General features: G+C 64.8%; 19 protein-coding genes and 2 pseudogenes. 10 read left to right on the top strand and 11 right to left on the bottom strand.

Annotated elements, in window-relative coordinates; genetic code table 11:
• Positions 1–731 precede the first annotated feature (731 nt).
• Genes AKN84_RS24610 through rfaD form a run of 3 tightly spaced genes read right to left on the bottom strand, consistent with a single transcriptional unit; the run spans position 732 to position 4489 of the window.
• Positions 732–2009, bottom strand: a complete 1278-nt coding sequence (locus AKN84_RS24610; protein ID WP_050423174.1) for an O-antigen ligase family protein — start codon at positions 2007–2009, stop codon at positions 732–734.
• Positions 2010–2017: 8 nt separating this feature from the next.
• A complete protein-coding gene (gene rfaE1 / locus AKN84_RS24605; RefSeq protein ID WP_050423173.1) occupies positions 2018–3490 on the bottom strand; it encodes a D-glycero-beta-D-manno-heptose-7-phosphate kinase in 1473 nt (490 codons plus the stop codon).
• Between the two features lie 18 nt (positions 3491–3508).
• Positions 3509–4489, bottom strand: coding sequence for an ADP-glyceromanno-heptose 6-epimerase (rfaD, locus tag AKN84_RS24600; RefSeq protein WP_050423172.1), 981 nt, complete (start codon positions 4487–4489; stop codon positions 3509–3511).
• 135 nt (positions 4490–4624) lie between these two features.
• Between rfaD and waaF the strand changes: the two genes are divergently transcribed.
• Positions 4625–5689: a lipopolysaccharide heptosyltransferase II gene (gene waaF, locus AKN84_RS24595; RefSeq protein WP_128971120.1), complete on the top strand. Its 1065-nt coding sequence runs from the start codon at positions 4625–4627 to the stop codon at positions 5687–5689.
• On the opposite strand, the gene AKN84_RS24590 is transcribed toward waaF, so the two are convergent.
• Entirely contained in the window at positions 5671–6711 is a 1041-nt protein-coding gene (locus AKN84_RS24590) for a glycosyltransferase family 4 protein (RefSeq protein WP_050423204.1), read from the bottom strand. The genes waaF and AKN84_RS24590 overlap by 19 nt on opposite strands.
• A 137-nt stretch (positions 6712–6848) precedes the next feature.
• On the opposite strand from AKN84_RS24590, the pseudogene galE reads away from it, so the two are divergent.
• Both galE and AKN84_RS24580 read left to right on the top strand, forming a co-directional pair.
• A pseudogene (galE, locus tag AKN84_RS24585) lies at positions 6849–7860 on the top strand (UDP-glucose 4-epimerase GalE).
• A 108-nt stretch (positions 7861–7968) separates the two neighbouring features.
• Positions 7969–9779: pseudogene (locus AKN84_RS24580) on the top strand (ABC transporter ATP-binding protein).
• On the opposite strand, the gene AKN84_RS24575 reads toward AKN84_RS24580, so the two are convergent.
• Positions 9780–10967 carry a dipeptidase gene (locus tag AKN84_RS24575; RefSeq protein ID WP_050423171.1) on the bottom strand — a complete coding sequence of 396 codons (1188 nt, stop codon included), beginning with the start codon at positions 10965–10967 and terminating at the stop codon, positions 9780–9782. It lies immediately after the preceding pseudogene.
• A 153-nt stretch (positions 10968–11120) separates the two neighbouring features.
• Between AKN84_RS24575 and AKN84_RS24570 the strand changes: the two genes are divergently transcribed.
• Positions 11121–11822, top strand: coding sequence for a fumarylacetoacetate hydrolase family protein (locus tag AKN84_RS24570; protein WP_050423170.1), 702 nt, complete (start codon positions 11121–11123; stop codon positions 11820–11822).
• Positions 11823–11884: 62 nt separating this feature from the next.
• On the opposite strand, the gene AKN84_RS24565 is transcribed toward AKN84_RS24570, so the two are convergent.
• Positions 11885–12151, bottom strand: coding sequence for a hypothetical protein (locus AKN84_RS24565; protein WP_050423169.1), 267 nt, complete (start codon positions 12149–12151; stop codon positions 11885–11887).
• 177 nt (positions 12152–12328) lie between these two features.
• Positions 12329–12559, bottom strand: coding sequence for a hypothetical protein (locus AKN84_RS24560; RefSeq protein WP_050423168.1), 231 nt, complete (start codon positions 12557–12559; stop codon positions 12329–12331).
• A gap of 205 nt (positions 12560–12764) precedes the next feature.
• Between AKN84_RS24560 and AKN84_RS24555 the strand changes: the two genes are divergently transcribed.
• Positions 12765–13037: a hypothetical protein gene (locus tag AKN84_RS24555; protein ID WP_244485467.1), complete on the top strand. Its 273-nt coding sequence runs from the start codon at positions 12765–12767 to the stop codon at positions 13035–13037.
• An 88-nt stretch (positions 13038–13125) separates the two neighbouring features.
• Here the strand turns inward: AKN84_RS24555 and AKN84_RS24550 are convergent, their stop codons facing one another.
• The 3 genes from AKN84_RS24550 to AKN84_RS24540 all read right to left on the bottom strand — a co-directional run bounded on the left by AKN84_RS24550 (position 13126) and on the right by AKN84_RS24540 (position 16781).
• Positions 13126–13503, bottom strand: coding sequence for an SPW repeat protein (locus tag AKN84_RS24550; RefSeq protein WP_050423167.1), 378 nt, complete (start codon positions 13501–13503; stop codon positions 13126–13128).
• Between the two features lie 24 nt (positions 13504–13527).
• A complete protein-coding gene (locus AKN84_RS24545; protein ID WP_050423166.1) occupies positions 13528–14886 on the bottom strand; it encodes an MFS transporter in 1359 nt (452 codons plus the stop codon).
• 197 nt (positions 14887–15083) lie between these two features.
• Positions 15084–16781 (bottom strand): NAD-dependent malic enzyme, encoded by a 1698-nt coding sequence (locus AKN84_RS24540; RefSeq protein WP_050423165.1) that lies wholly within the window; start codon positions 16779–16781, stop codon positions 15084–15086.
• A gap of 437 nt (positions 16782–17218) precedes the next feature.
• Between AKN84_RS24540 and AKN84_RS48130 the strand changes: the two genes are divergently transcribed.
• Positions 17219–17374: a hypothetical protein gene (locus AKN84_RS48130; RefSeq protein ID WP_167350189.1), complete on the top strand. Its 156-nt coding sequence runs from the start codon at positions 17219–17221 to the stop codon at positions 17372–17374.
• An 85-nt stretch (positions 17375–17459) separates the two neighbouring features.
• Here the strand turns inward: AKN84_RS48130 and AKN84_RS24530 are convergent, their stop codons facing one another.
• Entirely contained in the window at positions 17460–18389 is a 930-nt protein-coding gene (locus AKN84_RS24530; protein WP_050423163.1) for an aspartyl/asparaginyl beta-hydroxylase domain-containing protein, read from the bottom strand.
• A 353-nt stretch (positions 18390–18742) separates the two neighbouring features.
• Between AKN84_RS24530 and AKN84_RS24525 the strand changes: the two genes are divergently transcribed.
• Genes AKN84_RS24525 through AKN84_RS24510 form a run of 4 tightly spaced genes read left to right on the top strand, consistent with a single transcriptional unit; the run spans position 18743 to position 23256 of the window.
• Complete coding sequence (locus tag AKN84_RS24525) at positions 18743–19942, top strand: ABC transporter substrate-binding protein (RefSeq protein ID WP_050423162.1); 1200 nt, start codon at positions 18743–18745, stop codon at positions 19940–19942.
• A gap of 10 nt (positions 19943–19952) precedes the next feature.
• Positions 19953–21671, top strand: a complete 1719-nt coding sequence (locus AKN84_RS24520; RefSeq protein ID WP_193399681.1) for an FAD-dependent oxidoreductase — start codon at positions 19953–19955, stop codon at positions 21669–21671.
• Positions 21668–22432, top strand: a complete 765-nt coding sequence (locus AKN84_RS24515) for an SDR family NAD(P)-dependent oxidoreductase (RefSeq protein WP_050423160.1) — start codon at positions 21668–21670, stop codon at positions 22430–22432. The genes AKN84_RS24520 and AKN84_RS24515 overlap by 4 nt, the downstream gene beginning before the upstream one ends.
• A 29-nt stretch (positions 22433–22461) precedes the next feature.
• Positions 22462–23256, top strand: coding sequence for an IclR family transcriptional regulator (locus AKN84_RS24510; protein ID WP_050423202.1), 795 nt, complete (start codon positions 22462–22464; stop codon positions 23254–23256).
• Positions 23257–23571 lie beyond the last annotated feature (315 nt).

Raw genomic sequence — 23571 nt, 5'->3', positions numbered from 1 at the left:
GTTCCGCCACCAAGCCATGATGACTAACCCGCTTTTCACCAAGGTCTCGAGCGGAGCGTGATCAATCCTTTCGCTCGACGCAGCAGCAGCAGTTGCTCTGTAGCAATGCCGGTCAGGCACGGTGCGTCGCCCCTTTCTAACGACGGAGAGCGCCTAGCTATGCGCTTCCGGCTCGAAGGCGATGGCGCCATAATTGCGCGCTTGATCGCCCTCCGACGTCTCACGAAGTTCAGAAGCGAGGATTCTAGGTCATCGATACAGCCAACTACTCGGATGCCACGAATTAATTGGCCACAGTCGGCATTCGACGGCAAAAATACACCAACTGGCCAGAGACGCTCGATGGCACAGTGTTCAGATGCCGCGCAGCCCAATTTCGGCATCGGTGACCCGTCCCACCAACCCCACGGACGCGGCATTGTCGGATTAATACGACTGCGACGCGGAAGATACTCATTGCATCAGGCCGCGACGTAAATCGCGATTTTTGCAGTAGATCGCTGCACTGAAGAGCATGAGCAGAACGCGCACCATGGCTAGAAGGACGCCCCTCGAAACTAGATAAAGGCTCGCCAGCAGCGCAAGTGCTGCCACGAGCGCATCGGGAACTAGAATTAGGAAGTTGCGCAGAGTGAAGCCGCCATCTAACGGACGGGTTAGCTAACAACCGCAGGGGCGCAACTGGACAAGCGCAGGCTGCTTAGAGCATCTCTAGGACGGTGTGCCAGCGATCATGGAACGGCGTCAGAATCAAGTTCTAGTCCGGTCCTTTCTCCTTTCAGCGCGATTCCGCCCGCAACTCCAACGGCCAACACGTACATCCACCCTTCGTGAAAATCGAAGATATGTGAATTAAACAAGGAAGTAGAGACATTCTGCACAACGGCAAGAATTCCAACACAACTAGCTAACCCTCCGCCCCGAAAAAGAAGGAAGTGAAGCGCCCACATCGCGTATAATATTATAATGCCAACAAGCCCCCACTGCACAGCGACGTTCAGCGTTTGATTGTGGGGATTTCCGATCACTTCGCCCGACGCCATGCTCGGACCACCCGTCGCAACGCTTTCGAACAGTCCACGCGTCGATCCGGTCCCGTGACCGATCAAAGGCGCCTCCACAAAGAACCCGAGCGACTTCTTCCAGAACTCAAGCCTTAGCCCGATAGAGGTCGGAGCATCTTGTTGCTTGTAGAGTTCATACTCGCGAGTGAATTTCTCGGCGGTCCATCGCAATTGCGGCGAGGCATACCAAGAGATCGCAGCCAGCGCGGCAATGGCACACAGGATGGCGATAACACTCCGCCAGCGCAAATGCAGCAATCCAGAAGCTGCAAACATGATCGGAACTGTTACCAGTGCCGTTCGTGATACCACGACGAATGCCATGTTGGCGAAAAAGCTCAGAGTAACCGCGATAAGCAATGCGGCCGGTAGAATACGCTTTTCACGCAATAGCCCGATGATTGGATAAACTAGCGCTACCGCGCATAACGTGAATTCCTGGCTCTGGTTGATGTAGTCCTTAACAAAGATGCCGCGCTCGGCGTGGCCGACCGGTTTGAGTGAGAGGCCGGGATACAACAGGATGAGCCACGACATCATCATCAGTAGCGTGCAGGATATGAGGAAGGCAACAAAGACCCAGTTGCCACGCTCCGAGCGCTGAAAATGATAGAGTAGGACCGGAAGCACCAAGAGCTTCGTCGTTGGGCCAACTGCGTAGAGTCTGGCGTTCCAGGGCGCATCCGACCACAGCGTGCCGAACAGCGCAAGGCCGAACAGCATGATCGGCGCCAAGCAGATCGGGCGCTTCAGCAATCCCCAAAACGCCTTCAGGTCGACCGTCGGCGCTATTGCGATCAGCAATACTACGCCGAAGATGCCGACCAGCGAGGTCGACCATGGCAGCGACAGCGCGATCAGGATCGCTACCGTATCGGTCGCGGTTTGCCAGCGGGCAGGATCGCGCCAAGGCGACAACGTCGATGTGGGTACTGAAGAGGCCATGCTTGCGCTCACGCTTTGCCCTCGCGGGCCCGGACAACCAGCGACGTCGTGCTGTGGCCGGGCAGGATCTCGACCAGCACCACCTCGCCGCCGGCGGCCTCGACGATCTCGTGGCCGACCACCTGCTCGCGGGTGTAGTCGCCGCCCTTGACCAGCACGCTCGGCCGCACCTTCGTGATCAGGTTGATCGGCGTGTCCTCCTCGAAGATCGCGACGAGGTCGACGGCTTCCAGCGCCGCCAGCACCTCGGCGCGGGCGCGCTCGTTCTGCACCGGACGCCCCTCGCCCTTCAGCCGCTTCACCGAGGCATCGCTGTTCAATCCGACGATCAGGCGGTCACATGCGCTGCGCGCGGCGGTCAGCACCTTGACGTGGCCGGGATGCAGGATGTCGAAGCAGCCATTGGTGAAGCCGATCCGCAAATCCTGCCGGCGCCATTCCTCGAGATACGCATCGATATCGCCGCCGGCCGGAACGATCTTCTCCTCGGCCGCGAGCAAAGCGTGCGGCAGGATCCTTCGCCGCAATTCGGCGGACCTGACGATCGCGGTGCCGGTTTTGCCGACCGCAACCGCCGCCGCCGCACTCGCGATCCGTAGCGCGCCGTCCCAGTCGGCACCGCCGGCGAGCGCGAGCGCCAGCGCCGCAGCAACGGTATCGCCGGCCCCGGAGACGTCGCGCACCTTGACCGGCAGCGCCGGCACATGGATCGATCCGCCCTCCCGCGTCACCAGCGTCATGCCGCGCTCGCCCTGCGTCACCAGCATTGCCTCGCAATCGGCGAGATACATCGCATCGGGCGCGGCCTGCGCGATGCTGTCCTGGCTGTCGGCGCGGCTGCGGGTCGCCTCGGCGAATTCCTTGCGGTTCGGCGTCAAGACGGTCGCGCCGCGATAGATCGCAAGGTTGGCGCTCTTGGGATCGACGATCACGCGCTTTTTCGCCTGGCGCGCCGCGTCGATCACGTTGCGGATCACCCGCGCGGTGAGCACGCCCTTGGCATAATCCGAGAGCAGCACGATGTCGGCCTGCGCAAGACGCGGCAGGATCGCGTCGATCAGCTGCTGCTCGACCGCCGGCGTGGCCGGCGCGGCGAGCTCCCAATCGGAGCGCAGCATGTGGGTCGAGAACTGCTCGGAGACGAAGCGCACCTTGCGCGTGGTCGGCCGCGCGGCGTCGCGCACCAGCACGGCCTCGATGCCGGCCTCTTTCGCCAGCGCCTCCGATAGCATCGTGCCTGCGGCATCCTCGCCGATCAGGCCGACGAAAATGCAGCGCCCGCCGAGCGAGGCGATATTGCGCGCGACATTGCCGGCGCCGCCGATATTGATCTCGCTGCGCCTGACCGCGATCACCGGCGCCGGCGCCTCCGGTGAGATCCGCGACACCTCGCCATAGACGAACTCGTCGAGCATGAGGTCGCCGACGCAGAGCACGGTCTGGCCGGACATTGCACGGGAGATCACTTCAAAATCAAACATCAGTCACCGTCATCCGCTCTAGCGATAGCGATCCGCGCGATCGAGGAAGCCGTTCACATAGGCCCCGACCGCGTCTTCCAGGCGGGTGAATCCGCCATTGTATCCGGCGTGCGCGAGACGATCGACGACGCTCTCGGTGAAGTATTGGTAGCTGCCGCGAATCTGCTCGGGCATGTCGACATACTCAATGTTCGGCGGAAGGCCGAGCGCGCCATAGGCCGAGACGATCAGGTCCTTGAAGCTGCGCGCCTTGCCGGTGCCGACATTGAACAGGCCGGAGACCCGCGGCGTCGCGATCAGCCACATCATCACCCGCACGACGTCGTCGACATAGATGAAGTCGCGGCGCTGATCGCCGTCGGCGATCCCCTCGCGATGCGACTTGAACAGCTGCACGACGCGGCCCGCTTTGATGTCGTCGAAGCGGCGCGCCAGCACGCTCATCATCGAGCCCTTGTGATATTCATTCGGGCCGAACACGTTGAAGAATTTCAGCCCCGCCCATTGCGGCGGCATAGGCTCGCCCTTCGCGACGCGCCCGGCGACCGCAAGGTCGAACAGCTGCTTGCTCCAGCCGTACAGGTTCATCGGCCGCAGCCGCTTCAGCGCCTCGACCGACGCGTCGTCGTCAAAGCCCTGATCGCCGTCGCCATAGGTGGCCGCCGACGAGGCATAGATGAACGGCGTGGCATTCGCGGTGCACCAGTCGAGCAGCCGCATCGAAAGACGGAAATTGGTTTCGATCACCAGATCGCCATCGGTCGCGGTGGTCTCGGAGATGGCGCCGAGATGGATGACGGCGGAAAGCCGCCGCCCCTTCAGCCAGCCGCCGAGCTCGGCGGGAGGAACGACGTCGGCCAGCTGGCGCTTGGCCAGGTTCCGCCACTTGCCGTCGTGCCCAAGAATGTCACAGACCGCGACGTCGCTGTGCCCGGCGTCATTCAACGCGGCCACGACGTTCGAGCCGATAAAACCGGCGCCCCCGGTTACCAGAAACATGATGAAATCCCGCCAGATTCCTTTGCAGCCGCCAGCTTTGCCCCACTCCCGCGCCACAGGCAACGACGGCTTTACCTCTTATCGCGAACCGGTTACCGACTTGGCCGCGCTGGCGCGGCCTTGGCCCATTTAGAAATGAATATTGATTCAATATCTGATATCGAAACCCAGGATGCCGAGGATACCAGACCCATCCTCGTCGTGCCCTATTTATGGATCGGCGATTTCGTGCGCGGCCACACGGTGGTCAGGGTGCTCCGCAAGCGCTGGCCCAACCGGCCGGTCGACCTCCTGACATCAAGGCTTTGCGCCCCTCTGGTCGACTATATGCCCGGTGTCCGCGCCGGGATCGTCTTCGACTTGCCGCGCAGCCGGCTGGCGCTGGCCCGGCAGCGGGCGCTGGCGGCCGAGTTTCGGGAGCGGAACTATGCCACCGCGCTGGTGCTGCCGCGCACCTGGAAGGCGGCCATCGCGCCGGCCCTGGCGGGCATCCCGGAGCGGGTCGGCTTCTTCGGCGAGGCGCGGTTCGGCCTGATCAACGCAATGCGATGGGGCGAGAAGCAGCAGCCGCGCTTCATCGACAAGAACGCCATTCTGGCGCTGCCCGATGGCGCCGCCCGCCCGCCGGAATGGCCGGTGCCGCAACTCCGGGTTCCCGCCGACGACGTCAGCCGGTGGCGACAGGCCAACGGCCTCGGCAGCGGTCCGGCCATCGCGCTCGGACCCGGCTCGGTCGGGGTCTCGAAGCGCTGGACCTATTATCCGGAAGCCGCGCGGCTGTTCGCCGAACACGGCTTCGACGTCTGGGTGGTCGGCGGGCCCGGCGAGAAGGCACTGGCACAGGAGATTGTGGCCGCCGGTGGCGCCCGGGTCCGTGATCTCACCGGCACCGATCTGCGCAACGGCGTGCTGGCGATGGCCGCGGCCAGTGTCGCCATCTCCAACGACTCCGGGCTGATGCACATCGCGGCCGCGATCGGCACCCCGACCATGGGCATTTTCGGCCCGACCGATCCCTATCTCTGGGCCCCCCTCAATGGCCTCGCCGCGACCGTGCGGCAGACCAAGAGCAAGCTGCCGTGCCAGCCGTGCCAGCGCACGGTCTGCACCATGAACGACCATCGCTGCATGCGCGACATCGCGGCCGAGGAGGTCGTCGGCATCGCCGAGCGCGTGCTGGCTCAGATCAACGCGCGATAGACCTTGGCGATGGCATTGGCCTCGGCATCGAGGCTGAACTTATCCACAACTCGTTGGCGCGCCCGCGCCCCCATCGCTTCAGCCGCTGCCGGATCGCGCATCAAAGGCTCGAGCGCTGCCGCCAGCGCGTCCGCATCGCCGGGCGGCGTCAGCACGCCGGTGACACCGTCTTCGACCACGAACTCGGCGGCGCCCGCCCGCGCGGCCACCAGCGCCGCGCCAGCCGACATCGCCTCGATCAAGGTGAGGCCAAAGCCTTCATTGCGCGAGGTGAAGGCGTAGATCGTCAGCCGCTGGTACCAGCGCACGACATCCTCGATCGGCAATTCACCCGTGATGATGATGCGCGATTGCAGACCGGCGGCCTCGATCTTGCGCTTCAGCTCATTGGCAAAGGCCAGTTGCTCCGGCACCACGGCGCCGACAATGACGGCGGTGAAATCGGGATAGCGCGGCAGCAGCCTGCACATCGCCTCGACGAACACATCGCTGCCCTTCTGCGCGCGCACCCGCCCGAAGCAGCCGACTGCATAGCGCCCCGGCAATCCGCTCTCGGCGAAGGCGCTCGCGCGATCGGCCGGCGGCGCATAACGGTCGGTGTCGACGCCGTGCATCACCACGGTGGCCTCGCGCTTGAGATACGAGGCCGACAACGGGCTGGTCGCGATGATCGCGTCCATGTTGCGGATCAGCCAGCGCGTCAGCCAGGTGTGATGACGCTGCGCGGCCGAGGTGAACAGCAGCTTCAGCGGCCAGCCGAGCGCACGCAGCAGCAGCCCTGCGATCATCTCGTCATTGCGCCGCGCGTGCCAGATCACAGGTTGCGCGCGCCGCCACAGCCGCATCAGATCGGCAAATCGCAACGCGTCGATGCCGTCAGGCCGATGCGAGCCGAGCCAGCCTGCGCGAAACATCTTTGCAAGCTTGGGCGCGACCATGCGGTTGGTCGCGGTGACACCCGAATAGCGTCGGTGCAGGTTCGGCACGATGAGCTGCAGCTCGCCGGCAGGTGTGTTCTCGATCGGCACGCAAGTCTCCGTTTCGCGCCAGTTCCTATACGCAACATTAAGCATAGTGGCCAGTTCGGCCGCGGCGAAACCCCCTCTTCACCGCACTGCCGCTAGCATCATCAGTTAAAGATATCGGGAGAGCTCTATCCATGACCGTGCTCGTGACCGGCGGTGCCGGCTATATCGGAAGTCACATGGTTCATGCGCTGGTCGATGCCGGCGAGAGCGTCATCGTCGTCGACAATCTCTCCACCGGCTTCTCCGCGTTCCTGCCCGAAGGCGTGCCGCTGTTCATCGGCGATGCCGGCGACGAGAACCTGGTCGAGGGCGTGATCGCACAGCATGGCATCGACAGCATCATCCATTTCGCCGGCTCGGTCGTGGTGCCGGATTCGATGCGCGATCCGCTCGGCTATTACCGCAACAACACCATGACGACTCGCAGCCTGCTCAACGCCGCCGTGAAGGGCGGCGTCAGCCGCTTCATCTTCTCCTCGACCGCGGCCGTTTACGGCAATCCGGACCAGGTGCCGGTGCCGGAGATCGCGCCGACCCGTCCGCTGTCGCCCTACGGCTCGTCGAAGCTGATGACCGAGATCATGCTGCACGATGTCGCCTCCGCCCATGGCATGAACTATGTCGTGCTGCGCTACTTCAACGTCGCAGGCGCGACCCGAAGGGCCGGGTCGGTCTTGCCACCATCGGCGCCACCCATCTGCTCAAGATCGCGGTCGAGGCCGCGACCGGACAGCGCGCCAAGATCGACGTGTTCGGCACCGACTATCCGACCCAGGACGGCAGCTGCGTCCGCGACTTCATCCATGTCAGCGACCTCGTCGAGGCGCATCGCTCGGCGCTGGCCTATCTGCGCGCGGCGGGCAGTCGGTGACGATGAACTGCGGCTATGGCCGCGGCTATTCGGTGCTCGAGACCATCGAGGCGGTGCGCCGGGTCTCGATGCGCAATTTCGCCGTCGCTTATGCCGCGCGCCGGCCCGGCGACATCATGACCATGGTGGCGGATACGAGAAGGATCCGCTCGTTGCTCGACTGGACCCCGCGCTACGATGATCTCGAGACCATCGCGAGCCACGCGCTGGCCTGGGAGGAGAAGCTGTTCCGGGAGCGCGGCGGCGCTGCGCGACAGGCAGAATCGGCCTAAAAATCAAGCCGTTATCAAGCCGTTATTGTGCTTGAAAAAGCCCCGCCAAGCGGGCAAGGAGGTCCGCAACCCTGACGGCCGGCGCTGCCCGCCGTCAATGGAACGCGGATGGCTCAGTTTCCAAAGAAAATTACCGACGATCCCTACGGTGCGGCGATCCTGATCCGCCGCCTGGTCACGGAACAGGGGATCACCTACTGGCGGCGCTATCTGACGGCGTTCGCCCTGATGGCGGTTGCGGCCGGCTCGACGGCGGCCGCCACCTATGTGCTCGGCCAGGTCATCAACCAGGCCTATGTCGACAAGAACATCCCCGGCATCGCCATGTTCGCCGGGGTCACGGTGGTGCTGCTGTTCGTCAAGGGCGTGGCGACCTACGGCCACATGGTGATCCTGTCGAAGATCAGCAACGCGATCCTGGCGCGGAACCAGCGCCAATTGTTCGCCAAGCTGATGAGCGAAAGCATCGGCTTCTTCTCGCAGCGGCACTCCTCGGAATTCCTGGCGCGGCTCACCGCCGGCGCCAAGTCGATCACCGACGTGCTCAACATGCTCGTCAATGCGATCGGCCGCGACTTCCTGATGCTGATCAGCATGCTCGCCGTCATGGTCTGGCAGGACCCGCTGATGTCGTTCATCGGGCTGGTGGCGGTGCCGCCGGCGATGCTGATGCTGCGCAGGCTGGTGAAGCGGATCAAGGGCCTCGCCCACAACCAGTTCACCGGCACCGCCGACATCATGGAGACGATGCAGGAATCGCTGCAGGGCATCCGCACCGTGAAGGCGTTCACGCTGGAAGACACTATGCAGCAGCGGATCGACGAGAACATCGCGATCGTCGAGAGCAACGCCAACAAGATGGCGCGCGTCGCCAACCGCTCCAACCCGCTGATGGAGATGCTCGGCGGCTTCGCGGTCGCCGGCTGCCTGATGTATGGCGGTTACAGCGTGGTCGCGCTCGGTTCCACGCCCGGCCAGTTCTTCACCTTCCTGACCGCCTTCCTGATGGCGACCGAGCCGGCCAAGCGGCTGGCGCGGCTCAACATCGACCTCAACAGCCAGCTGGTCGGCGCGCGAATGCTGCTCGAGGTCGTCGACAGCCCGGCGAGCGAGCAGGCCGACGACGACAAGCCGGCGCTGCAGCTCTCCGACGCGCGGATCGAACTGCGCGACTTGAGCTTCGCCTACCGGCCCGGCGAGCCGGTGCTGAACCGCATGAGCTTCGTCGCCGAACCCGGCAAGGTGACCGCGCTGGTCGGTCCCTCCGGCGGCGGCAAATCGACGGTGCTGGCCCTGCTGCTGCGCTTCTACGAGACGAGCGAGGGCGAGATCCTGATCGACGGACAGTCGATCTCCCAGGTCTCGCGCAAGTCGCTGCGCCAGCAGACTGCCTATGTCGGCCAGGACGTCTATCTGTTCCGCGACACCATCCGCGCCAACATCGCGTTCGGCAAGCAAGGTGCCAGCGAGGCCGAGATCGTCGACGCCGCCAAGGCCGCCTGCGCGCACGACTTCATCATGAGCTTCCCGCTCGGCTACGACACGCCGGTCGGCGAGCACGGCACGCAACTGTCCGGCGGCCAGCGCCAGCGCATCGCGGTCGCCCGCGCGCTGATCAAGAACGCGCCGATCATCCTGCTCGACGAGGCCACCGCCGCGCTCGATTCGGAGTCCGAGAAGCAGGTGCAGGAAGCGATCGAGCATCTCTGCCAGGGCCGCACCACGATCGTGATCGCGCACCGCCTGCACACCATCATGCATGCCGATGCGATCCTGGTGGTCGAGGGCGGCGAGATCGTCGAGCGCGGGCGCACGAGGAGCTGCTGCGCCGCGGCGGCCGCTACGCCTCGTTCTTCCGCCTGCAGCACCACCACGATCCGTCGCCGCTGGCGTTGGCGCCGATCAGCGCCACGGGCTGATCATCCCTTGCCGTCCTTGGCGACAATGCCTGCGCGCAGCACGCGCAGGACGTTGCCGCCCATGACCTTGCGGATGTCGTCCTCGGAGAAGCCGCTCGACATCAGCGCCTGGGTCACGGCGGCAATCCCGCTCGCATCGAATCCCGTGGTGGTCGAGCCGTCGAAATCCGAGCCGAGGCCGACATGGTCGATCCCGACGAGGTCGCGGACATGGGCGATTGCGCGCGCGACATTGTTCGGATCGAGCGAGCAGACCGCGCCTTGCCAGAAGCCGATGCCGACCACGCCGCCGGTGCGCGCGACGCCCCTCACCTCATCGTCGGTGAGATTGCGGTTGACCTTGCAGGTCGCCTGAACGCCGCCGTGGCTCGAAACCACCGGGCGGCTCGCCATCGCCAACACATCTGCAACCGTCGCGTGGCTCGCATGGGCGAGGTCGACGATCATTCCCATCGCCTCCATCCGCTGCACCACCTGCCGGCCGAGCGGCGTCAGCCCGCCCTTGGCCACGCCGTGCATCGAGCCTGCGACATCATTGTCGAAGAAATGCGCGAGACCGGCCATCCGGAATCCGGCGGCGTAGAGCACGTCGAGATTGTCGATGTTGCCCTCGAGATCCTGCAGGCCCTCGATCGAGAGCATTCCGCCGACCACCGTCATGCCGTTCTTGCGGTCCGCGAGCAGGCGGTCGATATCGGCCGCGGTCGTGATCACGCGCAGCCGTCCGGCGGACTTGTCGGCGAAGCTGTGCAGTTTCTCGGCATGCCACAGCGAGCGCTGCAGCAACGAGAACCACGTCCGCATCGGCTGCAGGTCGATGATGGCGAGGTTCGTGATCGTGTCGGTGTCGCCGGCGTTGGCATCATAGTTCTGGCCCTTCGGCGACTTGGTGACCGACGAGAACACCTGCAGCGCGTAGCGGCCCTCGATCAGGCGCGGCAGGTCGATATGGCCGCGATCCGATCGCGCGATCAGGTTGCGCTTCCACAGCAGGCTGTCCGCATGCATGTCCGCGACGTCGAGCGTCGCCTGCAAGGCCTGCGCGGCGGGCGTGATGTCCACGGCTACGCGCTGGACCTTGTTCTGCCCCCGGTCGATCCGTTCCGGGGCGACCACAAAGAACCGCACGGCGGAAACGAACAGGACCGCGGCAATCAGGGCAAGGCCGATCGAAAGCCACCTCCGCATCGGTATCACCGCCCTCGCTGGCCGAAGCCGGCCGCGCTCGGCGGAAAGCTGGCCTCACCTCTGCGCCTGACGCAACCGCAGCCTCTAGCCCCCAGCGCCGTAACCGCGTAAAAACCGCCCGCGCTCCCTCCTTCAACCCTCCGGGACCCGTTCATGAACGCCGCCTCCACCGTCATTCCGCTTCCCCCGCAGCCCTCGCTTCCCGTCGTCGGCGAATCCGGCACCTATCCGGTCCGTCGCATCTGGTGCGTCGGCCGCAACTATCTCGAGCATATCAGGGAGATGGGCAATGACGAGCGTGCGCCGCCGTTCTTCTTCGGCAAGCATGCCGACATGCTGGTGCCTGATGGTGCGACGATCCCCTATCCGCCGCTGACCAAGGACCTGCATCACGAGGTCGAACTGGTGGTGGCGATGAAGAGCGGCGGGCTCAACATTCCCGCCGACAAGGCGCTCGAGCATGTCTACGGCTATGCCGTCGGCATCGACCTGACCCGCCGCGACCTGCAGATCGCCTCGCGCAAGAAGGAGCGGCCCTGGGAGATCGGCAAGTCGTTCGACTATTCCGCGCCCTGCTCCGCGATCCAGCCGGCCTCGAAGATCGGCCACCCCTCGAGCGGCAAGATCTGGCTCACCGTCAACGGCAAGGAAGCGCAGAAGGGCGACCTCAACGAATTGATCTGGAACGTGCCTGAGATCATCTGGCAGCTCTCGCAGCAGGTGAAGCTCGCCGCCGGCGACATCATCATGACCGGCACCCCCGCCGGCGTCTCGCAGCTGCAGGTCGGCGACAAGCTCGAATGCGGCGTCGACGGCGTCGGCAAGCTCGCCGTGACGATCGGCAAGCCCGAGTAGACTCCGGATCCGATCCGCCCGCAGACCGCGGCCCCGAACCAGGTTCGGGGCCGTTTGCGTTTTCAGAACTGCTCGTGGCCGGGATGGTTGGGGTCGCCCATATACCCGCCGCCGCCGCTGCCACCCGCGCTGTCACCACTGTAACCACTTCCGAGTGAGGGCTGCGGATCGACCGGCTGGCGATGCGGGCCGCCCGAGCCGCCCGGCGGCAGTTTCGCGCCGACATTCTTCGGCGGCGCCATGGGAAGTCTGCCCGCCTGTGCGGAGCCCAGCGCGGTAACGCCGAACGCGACAACGGCAGCGAAAGCAATAAGCGAATTGCGTGTCATGCGACGTCTCCTTGAACTCGGGCCGGGCACCACGCGCCAGCTCCGACGCCGCACTGTTCGCATGATTGCAGCAGCCCGCCTGTGACGTGGGTCACGCTCAATCCCGGTCGCATCCCAACGACCGCGCATGGCCGGGAAACCCCGGACCAGAGGTCCGGGACTTTCCGCTGCGTGTGGTCAGCGCATCGTGCCGGGCATGCAGGGCGGTTCGGTGAAGGGCGCGGTCGCGAACGATCCGACGTTCGGCGCACGCACGCAATCAGTCGTCTTGCTGCTGACCGGTGTCGTCGTCGCCGTCATCGAGGCATGGGCACGCCGCGCCGCAGCATTGTTGTGGGCGGCCGACGCCTGAGCCGAATACGCAGCTGCCGCAACCAGCGCAAGCGCAGCGAAGGTCAATTTGGTCATAGGAATTCTCCGCGTGGATGAAGCCGACCAAGCTCGGCTCCTGTGACCCAAGACCGTCAACGTTCGAAAATATTTCCTCACGCGCGATCACCGAACCGCGATCGCCTCCCATCGCATCAGATGGAGCGGGGAATACCGGAATGACAGCGGCACTCCATTCACCAGGGCCGCGCACAACGCGGCGATAATGACATGGAGATTTCTCATGAGCGATCTTCGGCGCCTGGGCAAACAGATTGGCCTCGCTGCAATCCTGTCCGCGGCATTGGCGACCTCGTCCTTCACACAATCGGCGGTGCAGGAGCCCAACGCTTACGCTTCAAATGAAACCGCTACGCGACCGTGGTCGGCGCCGGTTGGCCATCGCCAGCCACGCGCCGCCGACATTCCGGCGGCGGCATCGGCGTCGCAGCAGACCATCGATCAGGAGGATGCGATCGTCGACCGCAAGATCAGGGGCATTTGCCGCGGTTGCTAGAGCATGATCCGGAAAAGTGCGAAGCGGTTTTCCGGAGAGATCATGCTCAAAAGAAAGGGTCAATCCGCGATCGCGCCCGCAGTGGCTCCTAATGTCTTTCGGCGGCCTGTGGCGCGGCCGGGCCGAGATGCGTCTTCTCGTATTCGAGCCACAGCTCGAGCAGCGCCATGAACGCGACCACAGCACCCGCGGCGATGGCAAAATGCATCGCGCGGGTGTGGGTGAAGCCGAGCAGCCAGGGCGAGACGATCAGCCAGCATCCGACGAACAGATTGATCCACTCCTCCCAGATCGCGAACGCGACGATCGCCGCCAGCGACATGATCGCGATGGCGGCACCACTGATCCTGAGATCGATCGCCGCCGTCGGATTGGCATGCGCGAACAACCACGGCGCAGCGAGCAGGACGATCGCTGCGGCAAGGTTATAGAGATCAAGCGCCGATTCCTTTCGCCATTTCACCATCTGCTTCTCCCATGCTTCTCAGACTCACCGCTGATGCACGGCCGCGGCGTTGATGTCCTTGCCGGTGTAGTCGGTCATCAGCGCGGTTGCGACCAGCGTGATGACGGCGCAGAGCGCGATGTAGATCGCGATCGCAGTCGACGAATGATAGGTGCCGAACAGCCAGGTCGCGATCAGCGGCGCGGGACCGCCTGCGATGACCGATGCGAGCTGGTAGCCGAGCGAGGCGCCGCTGTAGCGCAGGCGGCCGGTGAAGCTTTCGGCGATCAGGGCGGCCTGCGGCCCGTACTGCATATCGTGCGGAACCAGCGAGAGAATGATCGCAAGGAAGATGACCGGCACCGATCCGGTATTGAGCATCGCAAAGTAGATGAAGCCGAAGACGCCGGTCACCAACGCGCCGATCATGTACATGTTCTTGCGGCCGATCTGGTCGGACAGATGTCCGAACACCGGGATCGACACGAACGAGACCACCGAAGCCGACAGCACCGCGGTCAACAACATGTCTCGCGACATGTGCAGCGTCCCGACGCCGTAGGAGAACACGAAGGCGGTGAAGATGTAGAACGGCGCCTGTTCGGACATCCGCGCGAAGGCGGACAGCAGGATCTCCTTCGGATGATCGCGGATCACCGTCAGCATCGGCGTGCGGTCGACCTTGCGCTCGGCCAGCAGCTTGGTGAACACAGGCGTTTCCAGAATGCCGAGCCGGATGTAGAGGCCGACGCCGACTAGCATAATGCTGAGCGCAAACGGGACGCGCCAGCCCCACGCCAGGAACTGGTCGCCCGACATCTGGCTGAAGGCGAGCACGGCAAGATTGGCGAGGAACAGCCCGCACGGCACGCCGAATTGCGGCCAGGAGGCGATCAGGCCGCGCGAGCGATCGTTGCGTGCCCATTCCATCGACATCAGCACCGAGCCGCCCCATTCGCCGCCGACGCCGACGCCCTGGATGAAGCGCAGCACGGTGAGGATCACCGCGCCCCAGATGCCGATGCTGGAATAGGTCGGCACCAATGCCACTGCCGCGGTGGCCAATCCCATCAACAGCAGCGTCGCGATCAGCGTCGACTTGCGTCCGATGCGGTCGCCATAGTGGCCGAAGATCGCAGCGCCTATCGGCCGCGCGATGAAGCCGACCGCATAGATCGCGAAGGCTTCCAGCGTGCCGACCCAGGGATCGGAATGCGGAAAGAACAGCTTTGCGAAGACGAGGCCGGTGACGGTGCTGTAGAGGAAGAAGTCATACCATTCGATCGCGGTCCCGACCGTGGAGGCGATCACCGCGCGGCGCAGCTGGAGCTGATGCTCGGCTGGCGTGAGTTGGTTGGCGTCGCGGCCGGGTGACGTGCCGAGTGTCGAGCCGAGTGTTACCATGGGAGCGTCTCCCTCGGACAAGCCCCCGGTGGATGTCGCGTATTCGGGTCGTTTGAGTACAAACGACACGGCGCCCCGGAAAGTTCCCGCGGAATGGAACATGGAGGCTAGATCTTTAGTCGGCCGAGGCGATAGCCGAAGCCCTCGCCTGACCGCAGGCACCGCCGAGGTCGCGGCACGCTGATGCGTCCCGGGCCCTAAGGCCGATCGCTGCGCCGATAGGGAACGTAGCGCGGCGTCCAGACCTTGGCGTGGATGCGCGCCTCGACCTGGTCGATCGGAACATCCTTGGCGAGCCCCTCCTTGTGCGCCTGCAGCGCCACCGCCAGTGCGACCGTCAGCGCCACCTCGCGCAGCGCGCTGACCGGCGGCAAGAGATTGTGCTTCGGATTGTTGCGCGCCGGCGAGACGCTGGCGAGCGCCTTGGCGGCGGCCATGAACATGCCGTCGCTGACCCGGCTGGCGCCGACCGCGAGCGCGCCGACGCCGACGCCCGGGAAGATGTAGGAGTTGTTTGTCTGGTCGACCTTGAAGCGCGCGCCGTCGCGGGTGATCGGCGGGAACGGGCTGCCGACGCCGATCAGCGCCCGCCCCTCGGTCCAGGCCTCGATATCGACCGGCGCCGCTTCCTCGCGCGAGGTCGGATTGGACAGCGGGAAGATCACCGGCCGCGCATTGCACTCGGCCATCGCGCGCACGATCGGCTCGGAGAACGCGCCGGCCTGGCCGGAGACGCCGATCAGCACGGTTGGCCTCGCGTTGCGCACGACGTCGAGCAGCGCGATCTTGTCGGGATGGCTGAGCTGCCAGCCTGCGATCGCCGACTTGTTTTGCACGAACGGCAGCTGGAACGGGGCGAGCCCGCTCATGCCCTCGAGCAGCAGCCCGTCGCGGTCAACCATGAAGAAGCGCTTCGCCGCCTCGCTCTCAGGCAGGCCGGCATCGACCATCGCGGCGCGGATCAGGCTGGCGATGCCGCAGCCGGCGGAGCCGGCGCCGAGCACGGCGACGCGCTGCTCGGTCAGCGGCACCCCGGTGACGTTGATCGCGGAAAGCAAGGCGCCGGTCGCCACCGCCGCGGTGCCCTGGATATCATCGTTGAAGGTCAGGAGCCGGTCGCGGTAGCGCTCGAGCATCCGCGTCGCATTGTTCTTGGCGAAGTCCTCCCATTGCAGCAGAACGCGCGGCCAGCGCTTCACCACCGCCGAGACGAACGCCTCGATGAAGTCGTCATAGGCCTGGCCGCGAACGCGCTCGTTGCGCCAGCCGATATAGAGCGGATCGGCCAGGCAGTCCGGATTGTCGGTGCCGACGTCGAGCATGATCGGCAGCGTGGTCGCCGGATGCAGGCCGCCGCAGCCGGTGTAGAGCGCGAGCTTGCCGATCGGGATGCCCATGCCGCCGGCGCCCTGGTCGCCGAGGCCGAGGATGCGCTCGCCGTCGGTCACCACGATCGCCTCGACGTGATCGAAACGCGGATGGGCGAAGATGCGGTCGATCCGGTGCTGGTGCGGAATGCTCAGGAACAGACCGCGCGGCTTGCGAAACAGCCGGCTGAATTTCTGGCACCCCTCGCCGACGGTCGGCGTGTAGACGATCGGCAGCAGCTCTTCCAAATTGCCGACCAGGAGCGCATAGAACAGCGTCTCGTTGGTGTCCTGCAATTCGCGCAAGAAGGCATAGCGCTCGATGTCGGTCTCGTAGCCGCGCAACGCCTCGAGGCGGCGCGAGACCTGCTCGTCCAGCGTCAGGATGTTGGGCGGCAGCAGGCCGTGCAGATCGAACGCCTCGCGCTCCGCCTCGGAGAACGCCGTGCCCTTGTTCAGTTGCGGATCGGCCAACAGCTCGTAGCCGCTCAGCGCGGTGGTGGCGAAAACTCCTGCAGTCTCCGACATGACAAGGTCCCCTCAATGCGAAATGCCTGATGAAACTGTATCACCCTCGTGTAACGGATCGGAGCACGAAAGCTGCCGGGCAGCGCAAAGTTGAACGATAGTTGGCATCGCGGCTGGGTCGATGGACGTCGTGGAAAAGTCACTCAGGCAATGCACCGCTGCAACACCGTCGGACAAACATCAGCATACCTTGGTATAGCCTCGCTGAATCTTTGTGGTGCCCTGCGCTTACGCTCGTACAGTAGAGCGATGGCGCGTGATTCTTATACTCGCGGCTACTTCATCGGATGCACAGTTCCCGGTGTCTCTCTGCCGACACGATAGCAAGCCTCGCCCGGCGCGAGCTGTGTTGCGAAATCTGTGATCGGGATCACGGCTCCGGGGAGCGAAGCGCACGACTATTGCGGGAAGAACGCGGGTTCTCGAGGAACACTCAGATGATCGTCAACATTCAGAAGCTGGATGGCCTGTGGCACCTCATCGTCGGGTCGTGCAAGATCCGAACTCCGTTCCTGGAGACCCAGGATCGGGAGTGGGTCGTCGCCTACGCAAGGCGCGTCTACCCCGGCGCCAAGGTTTTCGAGCGCGACTGACGCCGCCGCGCCTCACAGCTCACGCCCCAGACAAAAAGCCCCGGAGCATGCTCCGGGGCGTTTGCTTTCAGGAATCGTAGGCGGCTCACCGCAGCGCCGACACCACAATCAAACCGAGGATCAGCGCGGTCACGGAATATTTGAGCGTGTAGTACACGTTCCGATTCCATTCCTTGACCTTGCGGCTGCCGAGGTGGAGCTCATAGAGCTTGCCGAACACCTTGTTCAGCGCGCCGACATGCTCGCCGTCGACATTCTGGGTCGCCGACGCCTTGACGATGTTGTGGCTGACCCAACGGTTCATCCTGGTCATGAAGCCGTACTTCATCGGCCGTTCGACGTCGCAGAACAGGATGATGCGGTTGACGTCGGTCTTGTTCTCGGCGCTGTGGATGAAGGTCTCGTCGAACATGAAGGCCTCGCCGTCGCGCCAGACGCATTCGACGCCGTCGACGAGGATGCGGCACTGGTCCGAATTCGGCGTCACGAGGCCGAGGTGATAGCGCAAGGAGCCGGCGAAGGGATCGCGATGCGCCCCTAGCTTGCCGCCGGGCGGCAGCATCGCGAACATCGCGCCGTGCACGTTCGGGATCGAATTGAGCAGCTCCACCGTCTGCGGGCACAGCGTGCGGGCCGACGGCAGGAAGTCGTCGTACCATTTCAGATAGAAGCGCTTCCAGCCGCTCTTGAAGAACGAATAGAAGCCCCAGTCGTTGTTCTTGGCGGCTGCGCGGATGAAGCCCTCATCGAACAGGCGCGTCGCCTCGTCGCGGATCGTCTCCCAATTGTCGGAGAGCTTCTTCAGCTCGGGAAATTGCTCGACCGGAATCACCGGCGTGTTGGGCACCGCGGAGCCCGCATACATCAGCACATTGTAGGGCGCGAGATAGGTCGAGTGATCGCCGAGCTGGCGGGCGAAGCGCAGCCGCTGTCTGCCGCGGAAGTGGACGTAGAGTGTGGAGGCCGCCAGCACGTAGAGAATAACGAGCTGTGGCGCGAAGAGCTGTCTCAACATGATCCGTCTATGATCGCAGCCCGCCCACGCTCTTCGTGCACCGCCCCCGCAAGAGCCGATCCCGATGAAGGCTGGCTCCGCGCGGGCGGCGAAGCGCATCGCCGTCCGCGAAAATTCCCCTGTTCATAGTGACTTGGTACTGCCGCAAGCTCTGGCGTGAGCTGGAAGCCCCGCAGTGCCATCCCGGATCAGCCATGTAAGCGTATGCTCACCAAATGTGAAGCGCCGCCTCATTCGAGGAGGCGACTGTGTGACAACATTCACACATCTGAATTCGCCATTGACAAATAGATTTGATAATTCCTAATTTTGGGCCGACCCGCCAGAGAATGCGGACATCCAGAGGAGGAACGATGAGACAATTTTTGGCGGCAGCCATTCTCGCTGTCATGACGACGGCTGCTCATGCCCAGGTTTCCGACGACGTCGTGCGCATCGGGGTGCTGACCGACCTGTCGAGCTGGGGCCGCGACAATTCCGGCCCGGGCTCGGTCGAGGCGGCCAAGATGGCGGTCGAGGAATTCGGCCCCACCGTGCTCGGCAAGCCGATCGAGATCGTCTCCGCCGACCACCAGATGAAGACCGATGTCGGCGTGCAGATCGTGCGCGGCTGGTTCGACAACGGCAAGGTCGACGCCGTCGTCGACATTCCCAATTCCGGCATTGCGATCGCCGTGCACAACATGGTGCGCGAGCGCAACAAGATCGCGCTGCTGTCCGGTCCCGGCGCGAGCTCGCTGACCGACGAGCTGTGCAGCCCCAACACCGTGCACTTCACCTACGACACCTACGCGCTGTCGAAAGTGACGGCGTCGGCGGTGACCGCGGAAGGCGGCAAATCCTGGTACTTCATCACCGCGGACTACGCCTTCGGCCAACAGCTCGAGAAGGACGCCACCCGCTTCATCAACGAGATGGGCGGCAAGGTGCTCGGCGGCGTCCGGCACCCGACCAACACAGCCGACTTCTCCTCATTTGCGTTGCAGGCGCAGAGCTCGAAGGCGGATGTGGTGGCGTTCGCCAATGCCGGCCAGGACACCGACAATTCGATCAAGCAGTCCGGCGAGTTCGGCCTTGTGCAGGGCGGCCAGAAGCTGGTCGGCCTCCTGATGTTCGACACCGACGTACATGCGATCGGCCTCAACGCCGCGCAGGGCACCTACATGACGACGGCGTCGTACTGGAACATGGACGACAAAACCCGCGCATGGTCGAAGAAGTTCTTCGCCCGCGCCAACGTGATGCCGACCATGATCCAGACCGGCGTCTACGGCTCGGTGCTGCATTATCTCAAGGCGATCAAGGCGGCCGGTACCGACGATCCGCAGAAGGTGATGGCCAAGATGCGCGAGCTGCCGATCGAGGACACCTTCGTGCATGGCGGCAAGCTGCGCGAGGATGGCCGCGTCATCCGCGACATGTATCTGGCCAAGGTGAAGAAGCCCTCGGAATCCAAGGAGCCGTGGGACTATCTCGACATCATCAAGATGGTGAAGGGCGAGGACGCCTTCCGTCCGATCTCCGAGTCGAAGTGCCCGCTGCTCAAGAAATAGGATCGATCGCGTGGCCAACGAAGAAACGTATGATTGCGACGCGCTCGTCGTCGGCTCCGGCTGCGCCGGGCTGTCGGCCGCCGTCACCGCCGGCCATCACGGCCTGAAGGTCCTCGTCGTCGAGAAGGAGCCGCGGTTCGGCGGCACCACGGCGCGCTCCGGCGGCTGGCTGTGGATCCCCGGCACCTCGCTGGCCAGGGCCTGGGGCATCGAGGAGAGCCCCGACCAGGCCAAAACCTATCTGCGCCATGAGGCCGGCAACAGTTTTGACGCCGCGCGCGTCGATGCCTTCCTGACCGAGGGGCCGAAGGCGGTCGACTTCTTCACGACGAAGACCGCGGTTCGTTTCGACATGCCGCTGACCTTCCCGGACTATCATGCCGAAGCGCCCGGCGGCGCGCAGGGCGGCCGCTCGATGGTGACGCGGCCGTTCGACGCGCACGAACTCGGCGATGCCCTGAAGAATCTCGGCAGCCCCCTGCCCGAGCTCACCGTGTTCGGCATGATGCTCGGCTCCGGCAAGGAGATCGTGCACTTCATGCGCGCGACGCGGTCGCTGACCTCGGCGGCCTATGTCGCCAAGCGGCTGTCGAAGCACGCGATCGACGTGATGCGCAACGGCCGCGGCATGACGCTGACCAACGGCAACGCGCTCGCCGGACGGCTGGCGAAATCCGCCTTCGACCTCAAGATCCCGCTCTGGCTCAATTCGCCGGTACGCGAATTGATCGTCGAGAACGGCGTGGTGCGCGGCGCAATCGTCGTGCGCGAGGGCCGCGCCATCCGCGTCAACGCCAAACGCGGCGTGGTGCTCGCCTGCGGCGGCTTCCCGCACGACGTCGCGCGGCGGCAGAAGATGTTTCCGCATGCGCCGACCGGCAGGGAGCATTACTCGCCGGGTCCGACCGGCAACACCGGCGACGGCTTGCGGCTTGCGGAATCCGCCGGCGGCCGCGTCGAGGACTCGCTGCCGAATGCCGCGGCCTGGGTGCCGGTCTCGGTCACCACGCGCAAGGACGGCTCGAAGGGCGTGATGCCGCATTTCATCGATCGCGCCAAGCCCGGCGTGATCGCTGTCATGGCCGACGGCAAGCGCTTCGCCAATGAAGGCAATTCCTATCACGACTTCGTGCAGGCGATGATCAGGGCGGCGAAGCCCGGCGAGGAGATCGCGGCGTATCTCGTCTGCGACCACGAGACGCTGCGCAAATACGGCCTCGGCTGTGTGCCGCCGCGCCCGATGCCGCTCGGCCATCATCTCAAGACCGGCTACCTCAAGCGCGGCGCGACGCTCGCAGAGCTCGCTGCGCAGGCCGGCATCGACGCCGGGGCGTTCGAGGCGACAGTCGCCGAGTTCAACACGACCGCGGCCGAGGGACGCGATCCCGCCTTCGGCAAGGGCTCGCGCGCCTACAATCGCTACCAAGGTGATGCGCTGCACGGGCCCAATCCCTGCATCGCGCCGATCCAGCACGGGCCGTTCTACGCCATCAAGATGGTGATCGGTGATCTCGGCACCTATGCCGGCATCCGCACCGATGCCAATGCCCGCGCGCTCGACGCCGACGGCCAGCCAATCGCCGGCCTCTATGCCGCCGGCAACGACATGGCGAGCATCATGGGCGGCAATTATCCCGGCGCCGGCATCACGCTCGGCCCCGCGCTGACCTTCGGCTACATCGCGGGCAAGCACATCGCCGGCGCAGCGGCGGAAAGAAGCGCAGCATGAGCGCATTGCCGAACCTGCTTACCGGCAAGCGCGCGCTGGTCACTGGAGCAGCGCACGGCAATGGGCGCGCCATCGCGCTCGGCCTCGCGGCGCATGGCGCAGACGTTGTCGTGACCGACATCGATCTTGCCGGCGCCGAGCAAACCGCGGCCGACATCCGCGAACACGGCCGCGCGGCATGGTCCTTCGACCTCGACGTAACCGATGCCGAAGCCTGTTACGCGCTGGCGCAAAGGATGGCGCGCGAGGTCGGGCCGATCGCGATCCTGGTCAACAATGCCGGCATCATCATCCGCGAAGGCATCTCTTCCCCGCGGGCGCAGGACAATTGGCGGCGGGTGCTCGACGTCAATCTGACCGGTACCTTCAACGTCACCCACGCCTTCCTGCCGGCGCTGCGCGAGACGCGCGGCACGATCATCAATCTCGGCTCGATCGCCTCCTTCCTCGGCGTGGCCGACACGCTGGGCTACGCACCGTCCAAGGGCGGCGTGAAGCTGTTGACCCAGGCGCTCGCCCGCGAGCTCGCCGCCGATGGCATCAGGGTCAATGCGATCGCGCCCGGCGTGATCGAAACCGCGATGACCGAAGCGACCCGCAACGACCCTGTCCGGCTCGCCGGATTTCTGGGCCGCACGCCGCTTGGCCGCGTCGGCCAGCCCGAGGAGCTGGTGGGTCCGGTGGTGTTCCTCGCCTCGGAGCTGGCGTCTTATGTGAACGGCGTGACCATGCCGGTCGACGGAGGGTTTCTCGCCGTATAAGGACGTTGTCGGAGAGCTGGCAGGACGCGATGACGAGAGAAAGCCGCGGCATACAATCGATCGAGGTCGGCGGGGAATTGCTCCGCGCGCTCGCCCGCAGCGGCGAGCCTATGATGCTGCGCGATCTCGCGCGCGAAGCCGGCATGCCGCCAGCCAAGGCACATCCCTATCTCGTCAGTTTTTCGCGCATCGGCCTGATCGAGCAGGACGAGACCACCGGCCGCTACGAGATCGGGGCGCTGGCGCTCGAGCTCGGCCTGATCAGCCTGCGCCGGCAGTCCGCGGTGCGGATCGCGACGCCCAGGATCGCCGCGCTCGCCGACAGCATTAATCATGCGGTGTCGCTCTCGGTGTGGGGCACCCACGGCGCGACCGTGGTGCGGCTCGAGGAGCCGAGCCATCCCGTGCATATCGCAATGCGCGTCGGATCGGTGGTGGCATTGCTCGAAACCGCGACCGGCCGCGCCTTCGCCGCCTTCATGCCGCCGAACGCCGTCAAGACCGCGCTCGAGAGCGGCCTCGACCGCCTCGGCGTCGGCTACAATCCAAAGCGCGAGACCATCAGCGCGAAGACCACGGAGATGCTTTCGGAAGTTCAGAGTCGCGGCCTCGCGCGCGCGATCGGCGATCCCTTGCCCGGCGTCAACGCCTTCGCCGCCCCGGTGTTCGACCACGCCGGCCACGTCGCCCTGGTCATAACCGCGATGGGCCCGGAAGGCACCTTCGACGCCAGCTGGGACAGCGCGATCGCGGCCGCGCTGCGCGATTGCGCCAGCGACATCTCGCGGCAGCTCGGACACGGCACGGCGCGGAAGGCGGGGTGAGGCGGATTACGGCGCCCTCTGTTCATGAGAGGGCGGAACGACTAGCCAAGCTCGGGCAGACCATGTCGCGCCAATGCGCGACGTATGACTCCCAGACCGTGCAACAAACTCACTGTCGTCCCTGCTTTACGTAAGCAGGGACCCATAACCACAATCGCTCATTGTTGGCGATGATGGAACGACGAGTACCTGCAACAAAATCCGCCGCGGCGTATGGGTCCCTGCTTTCGCAGGGACGACGCCTGGCGGGCAGCCCATCGCCTCAATAACAATTGCCTCTACTGGATCAGCCGCTTTCGCGGGTGATGACACCGC

Origin of the sequence: Bradyrhizobium tropiciagri (assembly GCF_001189845.1) — a bacterium.
Lineage (GTDB): Bacteria > Pseudomonadota > Alphaproteobacteria > Rhizobiales > Xanthobacteraceae > Bradyrhizobium > Bradyrhizobium tropiciagri.
Note: the sequence above shows the minus strand (reverse complement) of the source record. Positions and strands in the feature narration are given on the sequence as shown.

Excerpts from the sequence above, each read along its gene's own strand:
- AKN84_RS24525 (WP_050423162.1), top strand. The coding sequence starts at position 18,743 with ATGAGACAATTTTTGGCGGCAGCCATTCTCGCTGTCATGACGACGGCT.
- rfaE1 (WP_050423173.1), bottom strand. The coding sequence starts at position 3,490 with ATGTTTGATTTTGAAGTGATCTCCCGTGCAATGTCCGGCCAGACCGTG.
- rfaD (WP_050423172.1), bottom strand. The coding sequence starts at position 4,489 with ATGTTTCTGGTAACCGGGGGCGCCGGTTTTATCGGCTCGAACGTCGTG.
- AKN84_RS48130 (WP_167350189.1), top strand. The coding sequence starts at position 17,219 with ATGATCGTCAACATTCAGAAGCTGGATGGCCTGTGGCACCTCATCGTC.
- AKN84_RS24550 (WP_050423167.1), bottom strand. The coding sequence starts at position 13,503 with ATGGTGAAATGGCGAAAGGAATCGGCGCTTGATCTCTATAACCTTGCC.
- AKN84_RS24610 (WP_050423174.1), bottom strand. The coding sequence starts at position 2,009 with ATGGCCTCTTCAGTACCCACATCGACGTTGTCGCCTTGGCGCGATCCT.
- AKN84_RS24575 (WP_050423171.1), bottom strand. The coding sequence starts at position 10,967 with ATGCGGAGGTGGCTTTCGATCGGCCTTGCCCTGATTGCCGCGGTCCTG.
- AKN84_RS24560 (WP_050423168.1), bottom strand. The coding sequence starts at position 12,559 with ATGACCAAATTGACCTTCGCTGCGCTTGCGCTGGTTGCGGCAGCTGCG.
- AKN84_RS24565 (WP_050423169.1), bottom strand. The coding sequence starts at position 12,151 with ATGACACGCAATTCGCTTATTGCTTTCGCTGCCGTTGTCGCGTTCGGC.
- waaF (WP_128971120.1), top strand. The coding sequence starts at position 4,625 with ATGAATATTGATTCAATATCTGATATCGAAACCCAGGATGCCGAGGAT.
- AKN84_RS24515 (WP_050423160.1), top strand. The coding sequence starts at position 21,668 with ATGAGCGCATTGCCGAACCTGCTTACCGGCAAGCGCGCGCTGGTCACT.
- AKN84_RS24540 (WP_050423165.1), bottom strand. The coding sequence starts at position 16,781 with ATGTCGGAGACTGCAGGAGTTTTCGCCACCACCGCGCTGAGCGGCTAC.
- AKN84_RS24555 (WP_244485467.1), top strand. The coding sequence starts at position 12,765 with ATGAGCGATCTTCGGCGCCTGGGCAAACAGATTGGCCTCGCTGCAATC.
- AKN84_RS24545 (WP_050423166.1), bottom strand. The coding sequence starts at position 14,886 with ATGGTAACACTCGGCTCGACACTCGGCACGTCACCCGGCCGCGACGCC.
- AKN84_RS24510 (WP_050423202.1), top strand. The coding sequence starts at position 22,462 with ATGACGAGAGAAAGCCGCGGCATACAATCGATCGAGGTCGGCGGGGAA.
- AKN84_RS24570 (WP_050423170.1), top strand. The coding sequence starts at position 11,121 with ATGAACGCCGCCTCCACCGTCATTCCGCTTCCCCCGCAGCCCTCGCTT.
- AKN84_RS24530 (WP_050423163.1), bottom strand. The coding sequence starts at position 18,389 with ATGTTGAGACAGCTCTTCGCGCCACAGCTCGTTATTCTCTACGTGCTG.